Below are 16693 nucleotides of genomic sequence, written 5' to 3' on the forward strand. Positions count from 1 at the left end.
GTCCTCCTATTATTTAAATCATGTGGTTCTCGATGGCTTCAATCTTTGCACACAGGTCCATTTGCCAGTCCATGTCGCCTATTTCGTGAGCCATAAAGGCAAGTTCTTTCAACCCATCCATTTTTTATACCAGATCGTGATTTTCCCGTAGGAGCTTCAGTATCAGTTGCAGCTCAAGGTTGCCAACGATAAAATTGCCATATTGATCAAGGTTCATATGCACTACCTGGGCTAATTTACGATGGATCGGATGAATGGCTAACATTATGAGAGCCCCTGCAGTTTAGCGATTTTAGAGAGACAGTCAGTGCAAATCGGTTTCCCCGATAGATATTGAATCCCAACTAACCCTGCACAAAGCGTGCAGCCTGGGTTATACTTCTTCAGGACAATCTTGTCACCGTCCACGAAAATCTCTATTGGATCACCCTCGGCAATTCCCAACGTACGGCGCAGCTCTTTCGGAAGCACCACCCGACCCAAATCATCAATACGGCGAACAATTCCAGTAGCTTTCATCTTGAATCTCCTCTCGATCAGTGATACACTGACCTCATAATGTGTTGTGTTTCAAAGCAATGACCTGATGGGCCCTAATCCGTTGGGTCATTTTCATGTTTTTCAGCATCACCCCTTTCAAAATTATCGTCTGCCTTGATCACAACAGCGCCAAGGCCCTCACACAAACAGTTGTTACCGCAGTAAAGATCCTTCCCATGCTTCACAACCCTTTGATCTAGTAGAATTTCTGCTTCGCATTTAGGATTAGAGCAATAATCAACAACTTCAAGTGGTCTGGTTACTTTACTCAATGGTCTGCCTCCAATTCCGCAATCTCTTTATCCAGCCACCAGACCGCAGCTTCTGGCTCATCTACTAACACGCGTCCATTCTGGATTTGCCACCGTCTCCGTCGAAGCTCCATCCGCCTCCACATCTGGTCAACTGACTCGACTTGCTTGGGCATCGTTGCCAGCCTCCTTGTTCATTCGAATCAACGTTTCAACGATCTCATATCGTGCGGCACCAAGCTTGCCAAGATGTTGTGCCTGTTCTTCTTGTATCAAAGCTTCAATGGCGTAGTCCAGGTGGAGCTTTGCGGCAGCTAACTCAGCTTGAATGTTAATGGTCATTCGTTAGCACCTCTCTAGGTGAATAATGAATGCTCGTATTCAAGCAACCACTCACGTTTGATCTTCCAGTGTTTTCCTTGTTTGTAGGCTTTGAGTTTTCCAGACTTGATCCGATTGATCACCGTAAACTTACTAACATTGAGGTAAGCTGCAGCATCGAGTACATCAATAGTTGGTCTTAACGCCGAGTCGTTGATAATAAAGGTTGGTGTCAAATTAGTCATTTGATGTACCTCCTTTCATTACAGTATTTCTCGTCTTTTTACGAACCAACTCATCTAAGGTTACTCCCAAAGCGTCCGACAATTTCACTAGAGTTTCAGCATATGGACCTTGTTTTTTCTTGCCTATGTTATACAATGCAGATACGGTCACTCCGCTTTCTTTAGCAAGTCGATAAACTGTCCATCCTCGTTCGTCGATCAATCTCTGCATGTTATCTTCAATTGCCAGCCCCATGCGTCTCACCTCCTGAACACATATTATAACTCTATAGTTTTATAATCAACCTTATATATAACTCAAATATGTTACAAAAAGATCTTTTTCCTCTTTATTTCTCTGACATCCTTGACTTACCACTCTTTTGTGTTCTATTATATCCTCGTAGAGTTATAACACATTAGAGATATAGTTGGAGGAATAATCGTGGATATATCTGAGAAGTTGCAAGCCCTTATGGATAGTCAAGGTATATCAAAATACCGATTAGCCAAAGAAACAGGAGTATCATATACGGGGATTTCCAAAATCCTTAATAATCAAACCAAGCACCCTCAAATCGACTCTTTAAAACTAATTGCTGATTTTTTCAATAAACCAATAGACTTTTTTATGGATAGTATAGAATCCGACGAAAAGGGGACCCCAGAATGGGCCACACAAAAAGACAGGCGCGACTTTAAAAAACTACTTGAAGAAGACGAGCCTATTATGTTTGATGGTGTGCCTGTTAGCGAAGAAGACAAAGAAAAGATCAAGCGTGTAATGGAAGCTATCTTTTGGGACGCTAAAGAGAAGAATAAGAAAACATACGGACGGAAGAAAAAGGGTGAATAGCATCTATGGAAATGAACCGGCTTATTCGAAGGCTTCTCCGTAAATACAAAACGAATTGCCCATTTCGCCTGGCCGAAGCATTAAACATTGAGATCTGGTATAGAGATCTTGGAGAAAATACCCGCGGGATGTTTCGGAGAACACTGCGACGAAAATATATTATAATCCACTCCGGATTGTCAGAAGCTTGGCAGCGTGTGATTTGCGCCCATGAACTTGCCCACGCTCTACTCCATCCAGGTATCAGCCGCTTTTGGATGGACGAGCGTACCTTCTTCTGTGTTGGAAAATATGAGCGTGAGGCAAATTACTTTGCCGTCAGACTATTAACTGCTTGGGACTCTCTGGGGGTAAATGAATCCATCTCAGATTTATTGCTCAGAAACGGTATACCTTGTGAACTATCTGAATTTTTCATATAACTTTTACGCCTTCCAGTCGAAAGGCTGTTTACATACACCTATTAACCGAACATATGTTTGTTGAAAGGAGAAGAAAGGATGAGAAAACAAGACAAGCCGAATAAACTTCCACCCAATATCCGCGAGCGTGATGGGAAGTATACCTATCGATATCGGGTACCCACTACAAAAAATGTTGATGGAAAAGAAGTGAAAAGTAGCAAGGGTAAAGAGTCTCCCCGTTTTGACTCAATTCAAGAGGCCGTGGATTTTGGAATCTTAATCCAAGCACAGAAGTTACAGAAGAAACTGAAACACACTAACGCATTAACAGTAAGTGCTTGGAGTAAAACTTGGCTAAAAGAATATATCTTGGAGCGTGAACCTGCTGGCAACACAATCAAAAACCGTAAATACGGATTAACGGTTTTACTAGAACAATTCGGTGGCTTCAATCTCCCAGAAGTAACCCCTAGCCAATATCAGGAATTTCTGTATAAGTTGAAGAATGACGGCAAGAAAAGAAGCACTGTCACTGCCATACACACTGCCGCTTCACTCATGTTTGAACACGCAAAACGTAAAGGTTTAATAGAAACTGATCCGGTTCAAGACGCAGTAATACCCAGAGAGAAAAAAATGACACGTATTATCGGGGAAAAAAAACAAGTCCTCCCCAAATTTCTTGAGAAGGACGAGTTGAAGACATTTCTTCAGGTTGCGAGGTTTATGCTTCCAACAAATCAATGGGCCCTCTTCGTTATACTTGCCTATACCGGCCTAAGAATCAGCGAAGCAGCCGGACTACAGTGGGAGGATATCAATTCAAAAAAAAGGACTCTAGATATCAACAGACAAATCTATGGAACGAGCGTCCAAGAATACTCATTCATTCCACCAAAAAACGAGCAAAGTGAACGTATCGTAAGTTACGGGGAAACCGTAGCTAAGACTCTTGATCTTCTGAAAGAATGGCAGAATGATGAACGGCTTTCTGCCAAGGTTTTCAACCCGAAAGATAACTTTTTGATCTGGTGTCCTTCGTTGCCAGGGTACCCAATCTCAGTAACGAGCGTTGGGAAAACTATGCGCAAAGTTCTTGAGAAAGCTGGTTTGCCGACCAGCCTAACGCCGCATAGCTTACGTCATACACACGTCTCTCTGCTTGCATCAAATCCGCGGGTTGGACTACCAGAGATTCAAGCACGCATCGGTCATAAGAGCAACTCCAAAGTGACTGAATTGATCTATCTTCACGTAACAAAGCAACGACAATTCGAAATCGCTGATGACTTCGAATGGGCAATCAACCAATAAAGTGTGGGTAATTTGTGGGTAACCTTTTTTATGAATCCCTTTGAAATCGCGGAATTCTGATTCCTCTTAGATATAAAACATATAGTTGTCCGCCAAGCTCTCTTCTTTATAATTAATCAAGTCATGAAGAGTCGTGGAATCTAGTACGTCGGCGATGCTATCGCGAATACGCAGCCATAAATCGCGTTTTGCTGCATCATCTTCTTCAGTAAAATCTACTGGAGAAATTGGGCCCTCTAGCACACGAATGATGTCACCCGCTGTGATAGCACTAGCCTCACGTGATAAAATGTATCCACCGTATGCACCACGAATACTTTTTACAAGTCCTGCGTTACGCAGAGGAGCAATTAGCTGCTCCAGATAGTGTTCAGAAAGTCCATTTTTCTCAGCGATACTCTTAAGTGAGGTCGGTCCTTCACCAAATTTCAGTGCAAGCTCCATCATAATTGTTAGTCCGTAACGTCCTTTGGTTGATATTTTCAAAGGGGCACCTCTTTCGGTTTAGTGTCTAGTTATTGTATACTATTGATTCGGTAAGTCATGCGTTTGTCATATCAAGGTATTCCGATGATTACTCTTAGTTTATGTTATCATATTCGAAGTCACAAATGAAATGGCAAACGAAACATTTTGCAAGAATGTTCACCCCTGGTGGACATTTTTCTATTCTCAGCCTCTTATTTAAGGCTTTACAGTAGACAGGTATGTTATAATACATTTTGAGCCGGGTGTTCCATGAATGACCGGTATTTTGGGTACAGAAATGGTGATTACGATGACAAAAGCAAAACAAGACACCCGTGTCGTCGTCGGCATGTCCGGAGGGGTCGATTCCTCCGTCACGGCGCTTCTGCTCAAGCAGCAGGGCTATGACGTCATCGGCATCTTCATGAAAAATTGGGACGATACCGACGAATTCGGAGTATGTACGGCCGAAAGCGATGCAGAGGATGTTCGCCGCGTATGCGAGCAGATTGATATTCCTTACTATACCGTTAATTTCGAGAAGGAATACTTCGACAAAGTATTTTCTTATTTCCTCGATGAATATAAAGCCGGCCGGACGCCGAATCCAGACGTCATGTGCAACCGAGAGATCAAGTTCGGAGAGTTCCTGAACAAAGCCCTTCAGCTTGGCGCCGATTATGTAGCGACTGGACATTATGCACGAGTTATAGAAGAAGATGGTGTGTACAAGCTACTCCGCGGTGTAGACAACAATAAAGACCAGACCTATTTCTTGAATGCGCTGGGACAGTATCAACTCTCTAAAGCAATGTTCCCGATTGGTCATCTTCCGAAACCGGAAGTTCGGAGAATTGCCGAAGAAGCTGGACTCTATACTGCCAAGAAAAAAGATAGCACAGGCGTTTGCTTCATCGGTGAGCGTAACTTCCGCGAATTCCTCAGCCAGTATCTTCCAGCGCAATCGGGTGATATGGTAGATATAACAACTGGAGAAATCAAAGGTCGCCACGATGGACTTATGTACTATACATTGGGTCAACGCCAAGGCCTTGGCATTGGTGGCTCCGGTAACGGTGAACCTTGGTTTGTAGCCGAAAAAGACCTTAGCCGCAACATTCTTTATGTAGTTCAAGGAGACAAGCACCACAGCCTGTACTCCACTAGTCTGATTGCCTCCGGTGTAAACTGGATTAACGGGCAAGAGCTAGGTCTTGAGCCGCTAAAATGCACCGCCAAATTCCGCTATCGCCAGCCTGATCAAGGCGTGACCCTTACAACACGGGAAGACGGAACGATAAACGTAGACTTTGATGTTCCACAAAAAGCGATAACACCTGGCCAAGCCGTTGTCTTCTATCTTGGTGAGCAATGTCTTGGTGGCGGAACGATAGAATATGCCGAGAAGGTTGTTCCTTCAGCGCAAGCTTAAGTGTATTCTATAACTTACAACATTAACTCTAATATACGAAAACACAAGAAATAGCTGTATTTTATACAGCTATTTCTTGTGTTCAGAATCCCTTTTCGATTTAGTTGTAGTATATACAGTTAAAATCACCCGATAACCCTTATTTATCTTCACATCCGGAAAATAGATGTATGAAGTACTGTTATATTACATTCTTAGCTCTAACATTTAGGTTTTAGTTGCATGAAATACAACTAACCGACTTTGAAGCGAATAATAACCAAATGAACGCTTCAAAGAGAAACAAACAAACAGCAGTTCAGTAAGCTCTCCCTGAACTGCTGTTCTGTGTTGTTTCTACTTACTGAGCTACTGCAGCTTTATCCGCGGAAACTGCAATGTCATTATAGTAAAGTCCAGTTCCATCACCAATTCCATAATTCAGTATACGGTTGTTGACCGGAACTAGGGCCGCACGATAAAGCGTAGGGAATACAGGAATCTCGTTAACCATAAACTGTTGCCATTCTTTATAGATCTCTTTACGTTTATTTACATCGAATGCATCCTCGGAGACTCCTTCGGTGAGCAAACGATCATTCTCTGCACTCGAGTAACGCGGGAAGTTAAAGATCGCGTCTTTACCATAAAGACCTGTTGGGTCAACATCAATCCCTACAGTCCAAGCACCTTGGTAAACATCCACAGAAGGATCATCCTCACCATTTTGTCCAACACGATCATAGAACGTATTAAATTCTACCATCTCCAAATTCACATTCAGACCAATCGCTTTCCAGGATTGTACATAATATTGAGCCAATGGTTCTGCAATGTCCGATCCTGTCATCGAGATGAAATTAATCTTCAGCTCACTGCCATCCGGATTCGTTCTAAATTCACCGTTAAGTTTGTAACCAGCGTCATCCAAGATCTTCTTAGCAGCTTCTGGATCATAAGGTACACCTGGATTAGAAGCATCATGGAATTCCGGATGAGAAGGTGGAATTAAAGTTGTCGCATTCCAGCGAAGACCACTATAGAATTTCTTACCCACTGTATCATTGTCTACAGCAGCCCACATGGCTTTACGCAGGTTCACATCCGCCATTTTAGCTTTAGGATCGGTAGCAACGACTTTTTTCTCTGCATCCCATTTACCTAGCTTAAATCCAATATACGTATATGCACGGTCAACAGCACCGAGATACTCGACATTTGACATTTTTGCATTATCTGGGAATTGATCGATAGGGAAGGCATCCACCAAGTCAACTCCACCAGACTTCAGTTCTTGCACAACAGTCGTAGGGTTGATTACCTTCAAAATTACTTTATCCAATTTAGGTGCGCCGCGCCAGTAATCTTCATTCTTAACGAATACTACAGACTCACCAGGAACGATACTTTCCACTTTAAAAGCTCCGAAGCCAATTGGCTTTTGACGAACTTCAGGGGATGAGGAGATTTTGGCAACATCCATACCACCAAAGATATGTTTAGCTAATGGATAAATCCATATGCCACCCGTTAACAGGGAAGGGGAAGATTTAAGATAAGTAATTTGCAGCTTCTTCTCACCCAGAACTTTAATACCAGAAATGGTCTTTGCTTTTCCGGAGTGGTATTCTTCCATACCTTCAATATTCGTAAAGTCAGAGCCGTAACGTGGACCATCATATTTCGGATTACCAATAACCTCATGCGCGAACAGCCAATCTTCTGCTGTCACTGGCTTTCCATCCTGCCAGTTCACATTGTCGCGAATCGTAAAGGTAAAGGTCCGTCCATCTTCTGCTACTTCATAAGTTGCTGCACCATCATTCGTGTACACATAGTCTTTGTCCCAAGTTAACAAGCCTTCATCGAACCAATTCAGCACTTCAGAATCTGGAGCTCCAGAATAGAAGTTCAAGTTCAAGGTACCTTCAAACGGACTGTCGGAAACGAGTCCAAAAGTAATTGTTCCGCCATCAATAGCTTCACCTTGATTAGTCTTAATGTTACTGAAATCCTTAATGTTATAAAGTCCGTCTTCTGCTTCAGGTGCTGCCGTCGCTTCTGCGGTTTCCGCAGGAGCACTGGCACTTGGTGCTGCTGTTGACTCAGCCGCTCCGTTGTTGTTCTTGGAGCCGCAAGCCGCAAGAGCGAACAACATTACTAACATCAATGAAACTAGTAGAGCTTTTGAACGAATGGCTTTTCTCATTTAATCATTTCCTCCCTTATTATCCTTTTCTTTGTCTTGCGTCGGTCGCACGTTTGAGCGCTTGACCCACATTATTTATACTCAACATCAGTACCAAGATCAGCAGTGATGCGGGTAACCAGATCCACCATCTGAACTCAAGCGTTTGCGGATTTCTCGCATAGCTTACAAGAGTACCCAGACTGGGTGTACTTTCTGGAAAACCAAAACCTAGAAAGGATAGGCCTGATTCCAATCCAATATTAGCTGCCAAATTTAAAGTCATCGTGACGATAATGATTGAGCTTAAGTTCGGCAGCACTTGTGTGAACATTATTTTCAGATTGGAGGAACCTAGGGTCTTAGATGCCTGAACGTAATCCAGTTCCTTCTCTTGTAACGTCTTGGAACGAATTAACCTGGCAATCCCCATCCATAGAAAGGCAGTCATGATAAAGGAGAAGGTTAACGTATTGTATTTAGGAACTGCACTCACAAAAGCTATAACAATCATTATAAAAGGCAAAATCATGAAGAAATCGACAACACGCATCGAAATATTATCTATCGTTCCACCAAAGTAACCTGAGATCAAACCTACTAGAATACCGATGACTCCCGTAAAAAAAGTAACCATAAAAGCAATCGACATGGAATTTCGTGTGCCTATAATTAATTGACCGAATACATCCCGTCCTCCATAATCGGTCCCTAACCAGTGTACAGCCGAAGGTTTCTCATACAGGGCGAACAAGTCAACCGTAACAATTTCTTTTTGATCTAAAAATAAGGAAATCCCATAAACAGCGGCGATAATCGCAAATAGGAAAACCAGTGAGACCAAAGCCAATTTATCCCGGATAATCTCTCGCCAAACAATTCTGAAGCCTGATGGACTTTTATCTGTTTCCTGCAGCAGAGCTATCTCTGCGCTTGTCTTTGCCATTTCATTCACCTCAAAGTGTTCATCTTCTTATTTAATCCGGATACGAGGATCTACGATACTTAAGATAATGTCTGATAACAACGCACCGACGATGGCAGCAACCCCATACAGAAGAACTAGGGCCGTTACTACGCTGAAATCCCGGATCGTTATCGAGCTGAGGAACAGCATACCCATACCCGGATAGCTGAAGATACTTTCAACGAACACCGTACCACCAATGAGCCCAGTAATCTCATACCCGAAAAATGCAGCAATCGGCAGTAAGGAATTACGCAAAATATGGCGATTATATACACGAGACTCTGAAGCGCCTTTGGCTCTTGCCGTGAGGATGAAATCCTTTTGTTTCGTATCAATGATCTCATTTCGCAAATACTGTACCGTTCCTACCGTTGCAATCAGCGCCATTGATAAAGCAGGGAGTAGCAAATGGTATAACTTACTCCAGAAGTGGCTTAGCGTACCCGGAACTTCTCCAGGACTAACACTGCCGCTAGTAGGAAACCAATGAAGATGAAATCCGAAGAGCCATACCATTAAGAGAGCGAAAATAAACAATGGTGCGGCAAAGCCAATATAGGTGTATCCAGTAATGAGGCGATCCAGCCATGAATCGTTATAACGACCGCTAGTAATACCAAGTGGAATAGCAATAAGGTATGTAAGGATCAGCGTGACAATCGCCAGCCAAAGTGTATTCATGAGGCGTTGACCGATAAGCTCTGATACAGGCATTTTGAAACGGAAGGATTGACCAAAATCACCTTGAATCGCTTTAGTGATCCAATCCCAGTACTGGATGTACCACGGATCATTTAAGCCTAGCTTTTCTCTCATCGCATCGATGGCCGCAGGATCAATATTTGGATCAAGCATCCCTGATAACGCATCTCCCGGCATCGCCTTCGCCATTAGAAAAACAAGAATACTTAATAGAAATATTTGAGGAATCATAATAAGAATTCTACGAACAATAATCTTCCACATATTCTCAACCTTTCTCAGGCAAGGCTACCAGATGAGTCTCGGAAATGGATTTCAATGGATAAGGCATGCCTTGTTCATCAAAATAATTCCGGTGCGCTTGTTCATATTCCAGACTTACTGATTTTCTAAACTCCGTCTGCTTCTCTCTTTGCTTAGGATCAATATCAGGAATGGCAGCAATTAGACGTTTGGTATAAATATGGCGAGGATTGTCAAAAATATCTTTAGCAGTCCCTTGCTCCACATGACGTCCTTTATACATAATCCCAATGTGATCACACATATGCCTAATGATTCCGAGATCATGACTGATGAACAGAAACGTAAGATTCAGTTCTTTTTGAATATCCTGCATAAAATTGAGCACCTGTGCCTGTACGGAAACATCCAGCGCAGAGACAGGTTCATCCGCAATAATCAACTTCGGTTTGAGCGCAATAGCTCTTGCAATACCGATCCGCTGCCGTTGACCGCCTGAGAATTCATGCGGATATTTAAGAATATTTTCAGGGCTTAATCCAACCTGCAAAAGCAATTCCTGCACACGTCTTTTTTCTTCGCCCGGAGACATCTTTTCGAAATTACGTAAGGGTTCAGCAATAATATCCAGCACACGTTTCTTAGGATTCAAGGAAGAGTACGGATCCTGAAAGATCATCTGAATGTCCTTGCGGATATTTTTTTGCTTACGTACACCCTTTGAAGCCAAATCCTGTCCTTCAAAAATCACACTACCGCTAGTAATAGAATTGAGTCCAATGATTCCACGACCAGTAGTCGTCTTACCTGATCCGGATTCACCAACCAAACCGTAAGTTTTGCCTGCTTCAATAGTAAAACTAACATTATCAACTGCCTTGACTACGCCAATTTCTCTTCGAAAAACGCCGCCGTGGATTGGAAAATGAACTGCTAAATTTTTAACCTCAAGAAGTCCCATTGTAGATTGCCTCCTCGTTAGTATCCGGGAAATGAAAGTTATTATGGCAGGTGCAGCGAACAAAATGCCCTGGGGCTACTTCATGCAGCTGCGGATTTTCCTCATGCTCCCATTCCGGAATCCAAGGTGTTCGGGCCGCGAAACGGCATCCTTTACGCGGAAGGTTCTGTAATGGTGGGACAATTCCCTGAATCACATGAAGTCTAGACTTCTCTTCTTTAACGGTTGGAATGGAGTTCAACAAGGATCTTGTATACGGATGCTTTGGATTAGACGTTAACGTATAAATATCTGCGATTTCTACGATTTGCCCGGCGTACATTACCGCAACCCGGTCAGCCATTTCACTCACAACCCCTAGGTCATGGGTAATTAAGATAATGCCTGCTTGCATATCGTTTTTTAATTTTTTTATAAGTTCAAGAATTTGCAATTGGATGGTTACATCTAGTGCCGTAGTCGGCTCATCGGCGATCAAAAGCTTGGGGCCGTTGGCAATCGCAATAGCAATCACAACCCTCTGCCTCATTCCACCAGATAATTCGTGGGGGTACTGCTGATATGTATGTTCGGGACGGGAGATTCCAACCTTGGTCAAAAGATCAATGACCTTCTCTTTTCTTTGCTTCTTCGAAAGCTTGGAATCATGTAGGATGAGTACTTCTTCAATCTGTGAACCGATAATCATGAGTGGATTTAATGCGGATAAAGGATCTTGAAAAATCATAGACATTTCTTGACCGCGCAGCTTGTTGAGTGCAGCAGGAGACATAGTAACGATATCCTGACCTTTGTATTTGATTTCTCCGTCTATTTTGGCCCTTGTGTGCAATCCCATAATTGAAAAGGCGAGCGCACTTTTTCCTGAGCCGGATTCTCCAACAATGGCAAGAATCTCATTTTTACGAACGGACAGGGTAACATCGTCTACTGCAGCATAATAGTCATCTACGATTCTGAACGATGTGGACAAATTCTTGATTTCTAGTAATTCTTCGCTCAAATTAATCCCCCTAACGGCAAAAGTTTCAAAATTTACCCAATGAAATATTATGTAAATTTTGATATAACAGCATTCTTTTCATGAAACATATCAAACATTGACTGTTATGATTATTAACACCATTAAGAATAGTACAAGTACTTCCATCGGAATTAAAACTTGTTTCTCCGTAACTTTGTAGTTCATTTTAATTAACTTATGGTAAATTATCAATCTTTTCCTATAAAAAAAATTCGTTCATGTGATTAAAAGTAACGCAGACAACAAAAAAACGGCTCTAGGCCGCCTTTTTTTGGAATAAATATTTTTTTGTGTTACATTAAATTTATTTGCTTATTAGCATTAAAATGGAAGATACTACAGTCACTGGTGGATTATTGTTCTCGTCGGAGTCGTTGGTTATGACGGATTTTAATTTCATTCCCTTGCTCGGTCGCTTGATAAAAGACACGCTGAGAAATCTCCTTAGGCAGATACTCCTGCTTCACATAATGCCCCGGAAAATTGTGCGGATATTGATACCCTTCATGCCCTAGAGCAGTAGCACCTTTATAGTGTGTATCACGTAAATGTAGCGGTACCTCGGCGGATTTAATCTCATCCATACTCGCCATTGCATTTGAAATAGCAGTATAGACGGCATTAGACTTCGGACTCTCCACCGCGAAAAGAATGGCTTGCGCAATGTTCAGCTTCGCTTCTGGCCAACCGTTATTTCTATAGGCTTCAAGCGCACTCACCGCTTGGACCATAGCCTGGGGATTAGCTAAGCCGATATCCTCACTGCTCGCTGCAATTAGTCGACGAATAAAAGTCATCGGGTCCATCCCCAATTTCTCTACCGCATACAGAAACCAGAACAAGGCAGCATCACTAGAACCTCGAATGCTTTTGTGAAAAGCAGATAGAACATCATACTGCGTCGATTCATCTGCCTTCACAATGGGGCGCCGAATCGACTCTTCCGCCACCTCCAGCGTGATATGCACACTCCCGTCTACCTCTGGAGCAGTAGTTAACGCTGCAAGTTCCAGAGCATTTAAAGCCCGCCTGATATCTCCATTAGCCATGGTAGCAATATGCAGTAATGCTTCTTCATCGACCTGAAGCTCCATGAATCCAAGCCCTCTATCCTTGTCTGCTAAAGCTCTGCGCATCGCGACCAGACTGTGTTCACTCGTTAGCGCCTCTAGCTGAAACAAGGTAGAACGGCTCATAAGTGCTCCGTTAACGTAATGGAACGGGTTCTCCGTAGTTGCGCCAATAAATGTAATGGTACCTTTTTCTACTGCTGGCAATAGCGCATCCTGACGTGAACTGTTAAACCGATGCACCTCATCCAGAAAAAGAATCGTCTTAGAACCATAAAGTGTTTTATTATTTTGAGCTCGTTCAATGACCTCCCGCACATCCTTCACAGAAGCCTCCACCGCATTCAGGCGTACGAATTCACCTTGTGTGTGATGAGAAATGATATGAGCTAATGTTGTTTTGCCACATCCAGGAGGTCCATAAAGCAAAATCGAAGAGACCTGGTCTGCCTCGATCGCTCTTCGCAACAGCTTTCCCCGGCCTATGATATGTTCTTGACCAATATATTCATCCAGATTCTCCGGTCTCATTCGGTCCGCAAGCAACCGTCCGCTCCCGTTGTCCTCTCCCATAGAAAATAAATCCATAACTCCACTTCCTTGCTATATTCTTATAAAAGCCAATGTACATCTCCCATTATCATACCATAGACTTATTTTTCACAAAAAAATAAAAAGAGCATGATCTCGTCTTAGAAAGGCGGGAGCCATGCTCTTTTTTCAAAATATACGAAAGTATAGGTTCCACGCTATACTTTATCCTTATTATTTCTCGCATAAACGCTTACCGTCCTTATAGGGCCGCCAAAGGCGTTTATGCTTGAATTGTACGCTAGCAATTTATTGCCAGCCGCATTTTTGATATTATTTTCCGAATGCTCTCTTCCGACAGATGATACTTCTTCTGAAGCTCTGCTACGGAATCGCCTTTTCGATGACAACTGAAAATTTCCTCATTGCGGTTTGCTATCTCTTTCCTCGAACCGCTGTTCTCGCCCCATCTAACCCGCTCTTCCGTTTTCTTCGGGATGTAGAGCAGTTCACCTTGGATGTATCCCTGAAGCTCTTTGAGCAAGCCAGGGGGGAGCACATCCTTCCCATTTACATAACTCAACTTGCATTTCCTCCTTCAACAGGTGTGTTCCTATGCGTCCGTCAACTACTGATAAAGTAATTTCCACGTCACCTGCCTCCTTTCTTCTCCTCATATTTGGAAAAATCCGTAATTTCATTATATAAAAACCTCTTGGTAGCGTCTACATTCTAATTCACATTTCGTAATCCTAATGGATAATCGGTACATATATCTCATGTTTTGAAATAAGGAGGCCTTACGGCCTCCTCGCTTTAAGCGGGTTTCCGTCTTAGACGGAAACCACCTCGTATACTGAAATCATCTCACTCAGCCTCCTTCCAGAAGTGTTCTTGCCCGGCCGGACACTTATTATTAAGCCATACCCGTAGGGGAGTTACAAGTTCAAAAACAGTTATAACTGTTCTCCACCAGTCTTAGTTCCCCTCAGAATCGCTTTCAGCCGCCGTTTGCACATAGGAAGGCATTTCCCCATTATGGAGTAACCACAGCTCGTGAAGCGCTCGTGTACAACCTACATACATCAGCTTCGCATCCCATGCTGTCGCTCCGTAATGGTCTTGATCGGCATCTGCTAAGATGACCGCATCAAATTCCAAACCTTTAGATAAATACACAGGTAGTACCGATAATCCACCCTGATATTGCGTCATACTACCGTCGATCAGATGAATATCTTCAAAATGCTGCTCCAGTTCAGCGTACAGCTCTGTGGCTTCACGTAGACTACGTGTCAGCACAGCCACCGTACGATATTCCCTTCCAGACAGGGACTTCAGTGCCGATTGTATAGTGCTCAAACGAGCATTTCCTTCAGCTTCCCGTTCTCCGACTATTTCTCCGTAGGCGATCATCCGAACAGGGTCCCCACTACGAAAGACAGGAACAGCCAACAATGAACTTTCTACTCCCGAGGATAGAATTCCATTAGCGAAGTCTATAATTTCCATGGTTGAACGATAACTGCGTGTCAGCGCATGGTAAGCCGTGTTCTCAGGGGCAAATAAGGTCTGCATCTCTTCCCATGCGTGTACGCCTTTATAAGCGTGTATACCCTGCGACAGATCGCCTAGAATGGTAAAGGAATGTCCACGCACGTATAAATCCAGCACGGCAATTTGGAAGGGGGAGAAATCCTGGGCTTCATCGATCACCACATGATCAAAACGAGTGCCGCCTTCGTTCCCATTCAAAAGATAATAAATATACAACAGCGGTGGTAAATCCTCTTCACGTATAATCCCTTTTTTCAGGTCTTTTGCCGTTTCCTTCAGCACAGCTGCTGGAATATTCTCAGGTGGATCCACCGGCCAATCTTCCGGGACTTTAGCCGCACGAAAGATTTGCTTGTAGATCGTCAGCGGATCATACTTAGGCCATTTTGCACTGTATGCTTTTTCTCGCGCAGCACCTTTTTTCTTGCGATCCTTCATAGCTGCAGCTGAAGGGCTTTTCTTCAGCTCCATCTCAATCCAGCGATGTATCCGTGCCATTACACGTTCCTTACGCTTCGCTGGCGGATAAGGAGCGTACTCCTCATTATGCCAGCGCAAGATCATGAAGCGGCGCAGTACAGCGCCTTCCCATGGGATAAAATCACCCTCAGGTACCGAGCTGCTTTCCAATAGCTTGATGCTGGACTCTATTATTCCCATCAACACCGTAGAACCCTTGAAGCGTCCAGGTGTCTCTTCTGTAATCACAGGCATGCCGCCCGGAGTTTCGAACCAACGGTTCATCGTCTCCGTAGCATCTTGCTCTGGAAGCTCCAGACCTAGTACATTTGCAGCCCAATCCGGGAAGGTACTCTGAGCAATATTTCCTACACCAAGTTCAGGTAGCACATCCGAAATATAATCCAGAAACATTCGGTTCGGTGCAAAAATAATCATTTTTTCTGCAGAGACCTGATCTTTGTATTGATACAGCAGAAAAGCTAAACGGTGTAGTGCAACTGTAGTTTTACCACTTCCCGCTACGCCCTGTATGATCAATGCTGTATTTTTGGCGGCCCGGATAATCTTGTCCTGTTCCTCCTGAATGGTCGATACGATATCGCGGAGACGATTATCTTTGTTCTCACCCAGGCGATAGACGAGAAACTCATCTGACACCACAGGTGCGTCACTCTCCCGGTTGTACGTATCTGCGACCCGCTCCAGAATCTGCTTCCGGATCACCACGTTGCGCTTGAGGTATACCAGTCCTTCTATCAGCCCCTCGGGAGCTTCATAGGAGGCAGGCTCCGTACCACCGGTAAACGAATAGAACAGGCTTGCTACCGGTGCGCGCCAGTCGATGACTAGCGGACGGTCGCTTACCTGCTCGCGGTCTACGCCGATTTTGCCTATATAGAGTGCCTTCCGCTGCTTCTCATCATTGCCCTGAAAATCAAGCCGTCCGAAATAAGGCTCCTGCCGAAGCTTGGCAAGATCTTTGCGCTTCTGATCACGGTTCGCTTCTAACACCTGTTCCGTATAATCATGTCCCGTGTACACCGGAGTCTGGTTAAGTTTCTCCAGTAAGGTGTCAATCTCAGTAAGCGCTTGATTCAGCCTGTCTTCTTCCTCTTGATAGGCACTTTGAAAGTTGTCTTCCAATTTCAGTTACCTCCTAAAAGTTTATCGAGCTTAAATTTTCATTCTCCTCATTC

21 protein-coding genes are annotated in these 16693 nt (G+C 43.5%); 4 read left to right on the plus strand and 17 right to left on the minus strand.

Annotated features, from left to right (window positions below; translation table 11 throughout):
• Positions 1-13 precede the first annotated feature (13 nt).
• From NST34_RS32190 to NST34_RS25315, 8 genes are all read right to left on the minus strand, one after another.
• The gene (locus NST34_RS32190; RefSeq protein WP_445667677.1) at positions 14-121 is read right to left on the minus strand and encodes a DUF7667 family protein; all 108 of its coding nucleotides are present in this window, start codon (positions 119-121) and stop codon (positions 14-16) included.
• Positions 122-124: 3 nt separating this feature from the next.
• A complete protein-coding gene (locus tag NST34_RS25285; RefSeq protein ID WP_341129005.1) occupies positions 125-265 on the minus strand; it encodes a hypothetical protein in 141 nt (46 codons plus the stop codon).
• On the minus strand, positions 265-519 hold the full coding sequence (locus NST34_RS25290) for an AbrB/MazE/SpoVT family DNA-binding domain-containing protein (RefSeq protein ID WP_341129006.1): 255 nt from the start codon (positions 517-519) through the stop codon (positions 265-267). The genes NST34_RS25285 and NST34_RS25290 overlap by 1 nt, the downstream gene beginning before the upstream one ends.
• A 74-nt stretch (positions 520-593) precedes the next feature.
• Positions 594-812: a hypothetical protein gene (locus tag NST34_RS25295; RefSeq protein WP_341129007.1), complete on the minus strand. Its 219-nt coding sequence runs from the start codon at positions 810-812 to the stop codon at positions 594-596.
• Positions 809-967, minus strand: a complete 159-nt coding sequence (locus NST34_RS25300; protein ID WP_341129008.1) for a hypothetical protein — start codon at positions 965-967, stop codon at positions 809-811. The genes NST34_RS25295 and NST34_RS25300 overlap by 4 nt, the downstream gene beginning before the upstream one ends.
• On the minus strand, positions 942-1133 hold the full coding sequence (locus NST34_RS25305) for a hypothetical protein (RefSeq protein WP_341129009.1): 192 nt from the start codon (positions 1131-1133) through the stop codon (positions 942-944). The genes NST34_RS25300 and NST34_RS25305 overlap by 26 nt, the downstream gene beginning before the upstream one ends.
• Positions 1134-1147: 14 nt before the next feature.
• A complete protein-coding gene (locus NST34_RS25310) occupies positions 1148-1357 on the minus strand; it encodes a helix-turn-helix domain-containing protein (RefSeq protein ID WP_341129010.1) in 210 nt (69 codons plus the stop codon).
• Positions 1350-1592 carry a helix-turn-helix domain-containing protein gene (locus NST34_RS25315; protein ID WP_341129011.1) on the minus strand — a complete coding sequence of 81 codons (243 nt, stop codon included), beginning with the start codon at positions 1590-1592 and terminating at the stop codon, positions 1350-1352. Before NST34_RS25315 ends, NST34_RS25310 begins: the two co-directional genes overlap by 8 nt.
• Positions 1593-1781: 189 nt before the next feature.
• Between NST34_RS25315 and NST34_RS25320 the strand changes: the two genes are divergently transcribed.
• From NST34_RS25320 to NST34_RS25330, 3 genes are all read left to right on the plus strand, one after another.
• On the plus strand, positions 1782-2192 hold the full coding sequence (locus NST34_RS25320; RefSeq protein ID WP_341129012.1) for a helix-turn-helix domain-containing protein: 411 nt from the start codon (positions 1782-1784) through the stop codon (positions 2190-2192).
• An 11-nt stretch (positions 2193-2203) separates the two neighbouring features.
• Positions 2204-2614 carry an ImmA/IrrE family metallo-endopeptidase gene (locus tag NST34_RS25325; protein ID WP_341129013.1) on the plus strand — a complete coding sequence of 137 codons (411 nt, stop codon included), beginning with the start codon at positions 2204-2206 and terminating at the stop codon, positions 2612-2614.
• A 78-nt stretch (positions 2615-2692) separates the two neighbouring features.
• Complete coding sequence (locus NST34_RS25330; protein ID WP_341129014.1) at positions 2693-3910, plus strand: tyrosine-type recombinase/integrase; 1218 nt, start codon at positions 2693-2695, stop codon at positions 3908-3910.
• A 66-nt stretch (positions 3911-3976) separates the two neighbouring features.
• On the opposite strand, the gene cymR is transcribed toward NST34_RS25330, so the two are convergent.
• The gene (gene cymR / locus NST34_RS25335; protein ID WP_042191066.1) at positions 3977-4396 is read right to left on the minus strand and encodes a cysteine metabolism transcriptional regulator CymR; all 420 of its coding nucleotides are present in this window, start codon (positions 4394-4396) and stop codon (positions 3977-3979) included.
• Between the two features lie 292 nt (positions 4397-4688).
• On the opposite strand from cymR, the gene mnmA reads away from it, so the two are divergent.
• Positions 4689-5810 carry a tRNA 2-thiouridine(34) synthase MnmA gene (mnmA, locus tag NST34_RS25340; RefSeq protein ID WP_076299721.1) on the plus strand — a complete coding sequence of 374 codons (1122 nt, stop codon included), beginning with the start codon at positions 4689-4691 and terminating at the stop codon, positions 5808-5810.
• A 340-nt stretch (positions 5811-6150) separates the two neighbouring features.
• Here the strand turns inward: mnmA and NST34_RS25345 are convergent, their stop codons facing one another.
• From NST34_RS25345 to NST34_RS25380, 8 genes are all read right to left on the minus strand, one after another.
• The gene (locus NST34_RS25345; protein ID WP_076284829.1) at positions 6151-7998 is read right to left on the minus strand and encodes an oligopeptide ABC transporter substrate-binding protein; all 1848 of its coding nucleotides are present in this window, start codon (positions 7996-7998) and stop codon (positions 6151-6153) included.
• Between the two features lie 19 nt (positions 7999-8017).
• Complete coding sequence (locus NST34_RS25350; RefSeq protein ID WP_076284830.1) at positions 8018-8923, minus strand: ABC transporter permease; 906 nt, start codon at positions 8921-8923, stop codon at positions 8018-8020.
• A 27-nt stretch (positions 8924-8950) separates the two neighbouring features.
• Positions 8951-9913 (minus strand): oligopeptide ABC transporter permease, encoded by a 963-nt coding sequence (gene opp4B / locus NST34_RS25355; RefSeq protein ID WP_076284831.1) that lies wholly within the window; start codon positions 9911-9913, stop codon positions 8951-8953.
• Positions 9914-9917: 4 nt separating this feature from the next.
• Entirely contained in the window at positions 9918-10853 is a 936-nt protein-coding gene (locus NST34_RS25360; RefSeq protein WP_076284832.1) for an ABC transporter ATP-binding protein, read from the minus strand.
• Positions 10840-11856, minus strand: coding sequence for an ABC transporter ATP-binding protein (locus tag NST34_RS25365; protein ID WP_076284833.1), 1017 nt, complete (start codon positions 11854-11856; stop codon positions 10840-10842). The genes NST34_RS25360 and NST34_RS25365 overlap by 14 nt, the downstream gene beginning before the upstream one ends.
• Positions 11857-12230: 374 nt before the next feature.
• A complete protein-coding gene (locus NST34_RS25370; RefSeq protein WP_076284834.1) occupies positions 12231-13535 on the minus strand; it encodes a replication-associated recombination protein A in 1305 nt (434 codons plus the stop codon).
• 244 nt (positions 13536-13779) lie between these two features.
• The gene (locus tag NST34_RS25375) at positions 13780-14061 is read right to left on the minus strand and encodes a CD3324 family protein (RefSeq protein ID WP_042191081.1); all 282 of its coding nucleotides are present in this window, start codon (positions 14059-14061) and stop codon (positions 13780-13782) included.
• 395 nt (positions 14062-14456) lie between these two features.
• Positions 14457-16640: a HelD family protein gene (locus tag NST34_RS25380; RefSeq protein ID WP_341129015.1), complete on the minus strand. Its 2184-nt coding sequence runs from the start codon at positions 16638-16640 to the stop codon at positions 14457-14459.
• Between the last annotated feature and the right edge of the window lie 53 nt (positions 16641-16693).

This window comes from Paenibacillus sp. FSL H7-0714 (assembly GCF_038003765.1).
Classification (GTDB): Bacteria; Bacillota; Bacilli; order Paenibacillales; family Paenibacillaceae; genus Paenibacillus_AQ.

Excerpts from the sequence above, each read along its gene's own strand:
- NST34_RS32190 (WP_445667677.1), bottom strand. The coding sequence starts at position 121 with ATGGATGGGTTGAAAGAACTTGCCTTTATGGCTCACGAAATAGGCGAC.
- NST34_RS25285 (WP_341129005.1), bottom strand. The coding sequence starts at position 265 with ATGTTAGCCATTCATCCGATCCATCGTAAATTAGCCCAGGTAGTGCAT.
- NST34_RS25290 (WP_341129006.1), bottom strand. The coding sequence starts at position 519 with ATGAAAGCTACTGGAATTGTTCGCCGTATTGATGATTTGGGTCGGGTG.
- NST34_RS25300 (WP_341129008.1), bottom strand. The coding sequence starts at position 967 with ATGCCCAAGCAAGTCGAGTCAGTTGACCAGATGTGGAGGCGGATGGAG.
- NST34_RS25305 (WP_341129009.1), bottom strand. The coding sequence starts at position 1,133 with ATGACCATTAACATTCAAGCTGAGTTAGCTGCCGCAAAGCTCCACCTG.
- NST34_RS25310 (WP_341129010.1), bottom strand. The coding sequence starts at position 1,357 with ATGACTAATTTGACACCAACCTTTATTATCAACGACTCGGCGTTAAGA.
- NST34_RS25315 (WP_341129011.1), bottom strand. The coding sequence starts at position 1,592 with ATGGGGCTGGCAATTGAAGATAACATGCAGAGATTGATCGACGAACGA.
- NST34_RS25325 (WP_341129013.1), top strand. The coding sequence starts at position 2,204 with ATGAACCGGCTTATTCGAAGGCTTCTCCGTAAATACAAAACGAATTGC.
- NST34_RS25330 (WP_341129014.1), top strand. The coding sequence starts at position 2,693 with ATGAGAAAACAAGACAAGCCGAATAAACTTCCACCCAATATCCGCGAG.
- mnmA (WP_076299721.1), top strand. The coding sequence starts at position 4,689 with ATGACAAAAGCAAAACAAGACACCCGTGTCGTCGTCGGCATGTCCGGA.
- NST34_RS25345 (WP_076284829.1), bottom strand. The coding sequence starts at position 7,998 with ATGAGAAAAGCCATTCGTTCAAAAGCTCTACTAGTTTCATTGATGTTA.
- NST34_RS25350 (WP_076284830.1), bottom strand. The coding sequence starts at position 8,923 with ATGGCAAAGACAAGCGCAGAGATAGCTCTGCTGCAGGAAACAGATAAA.
- opp4B (WP_076284831.1), bottom strand. The coding sequence starts at position 9,913 with ATGTGGAAGATTATTGTTCGTAGAATTCTTATTATGATTCCTCAAATA.
- NST34_RS25360 (WP_076284832.1), bottom strand. The coding sequence starts at position 10,853 with ATGGGACTTCTTGAGGTTAAAAATTTAGCAGTTCATTTTCCAATCCAC.
- NST34_RS25370 (WP_076284834.1), bottom strand. The coding sequence starts at position 13,535 with ATGGATTTATTTTCTATGGGAGAGGACAACGGGAGCGGACGGTTGCTT.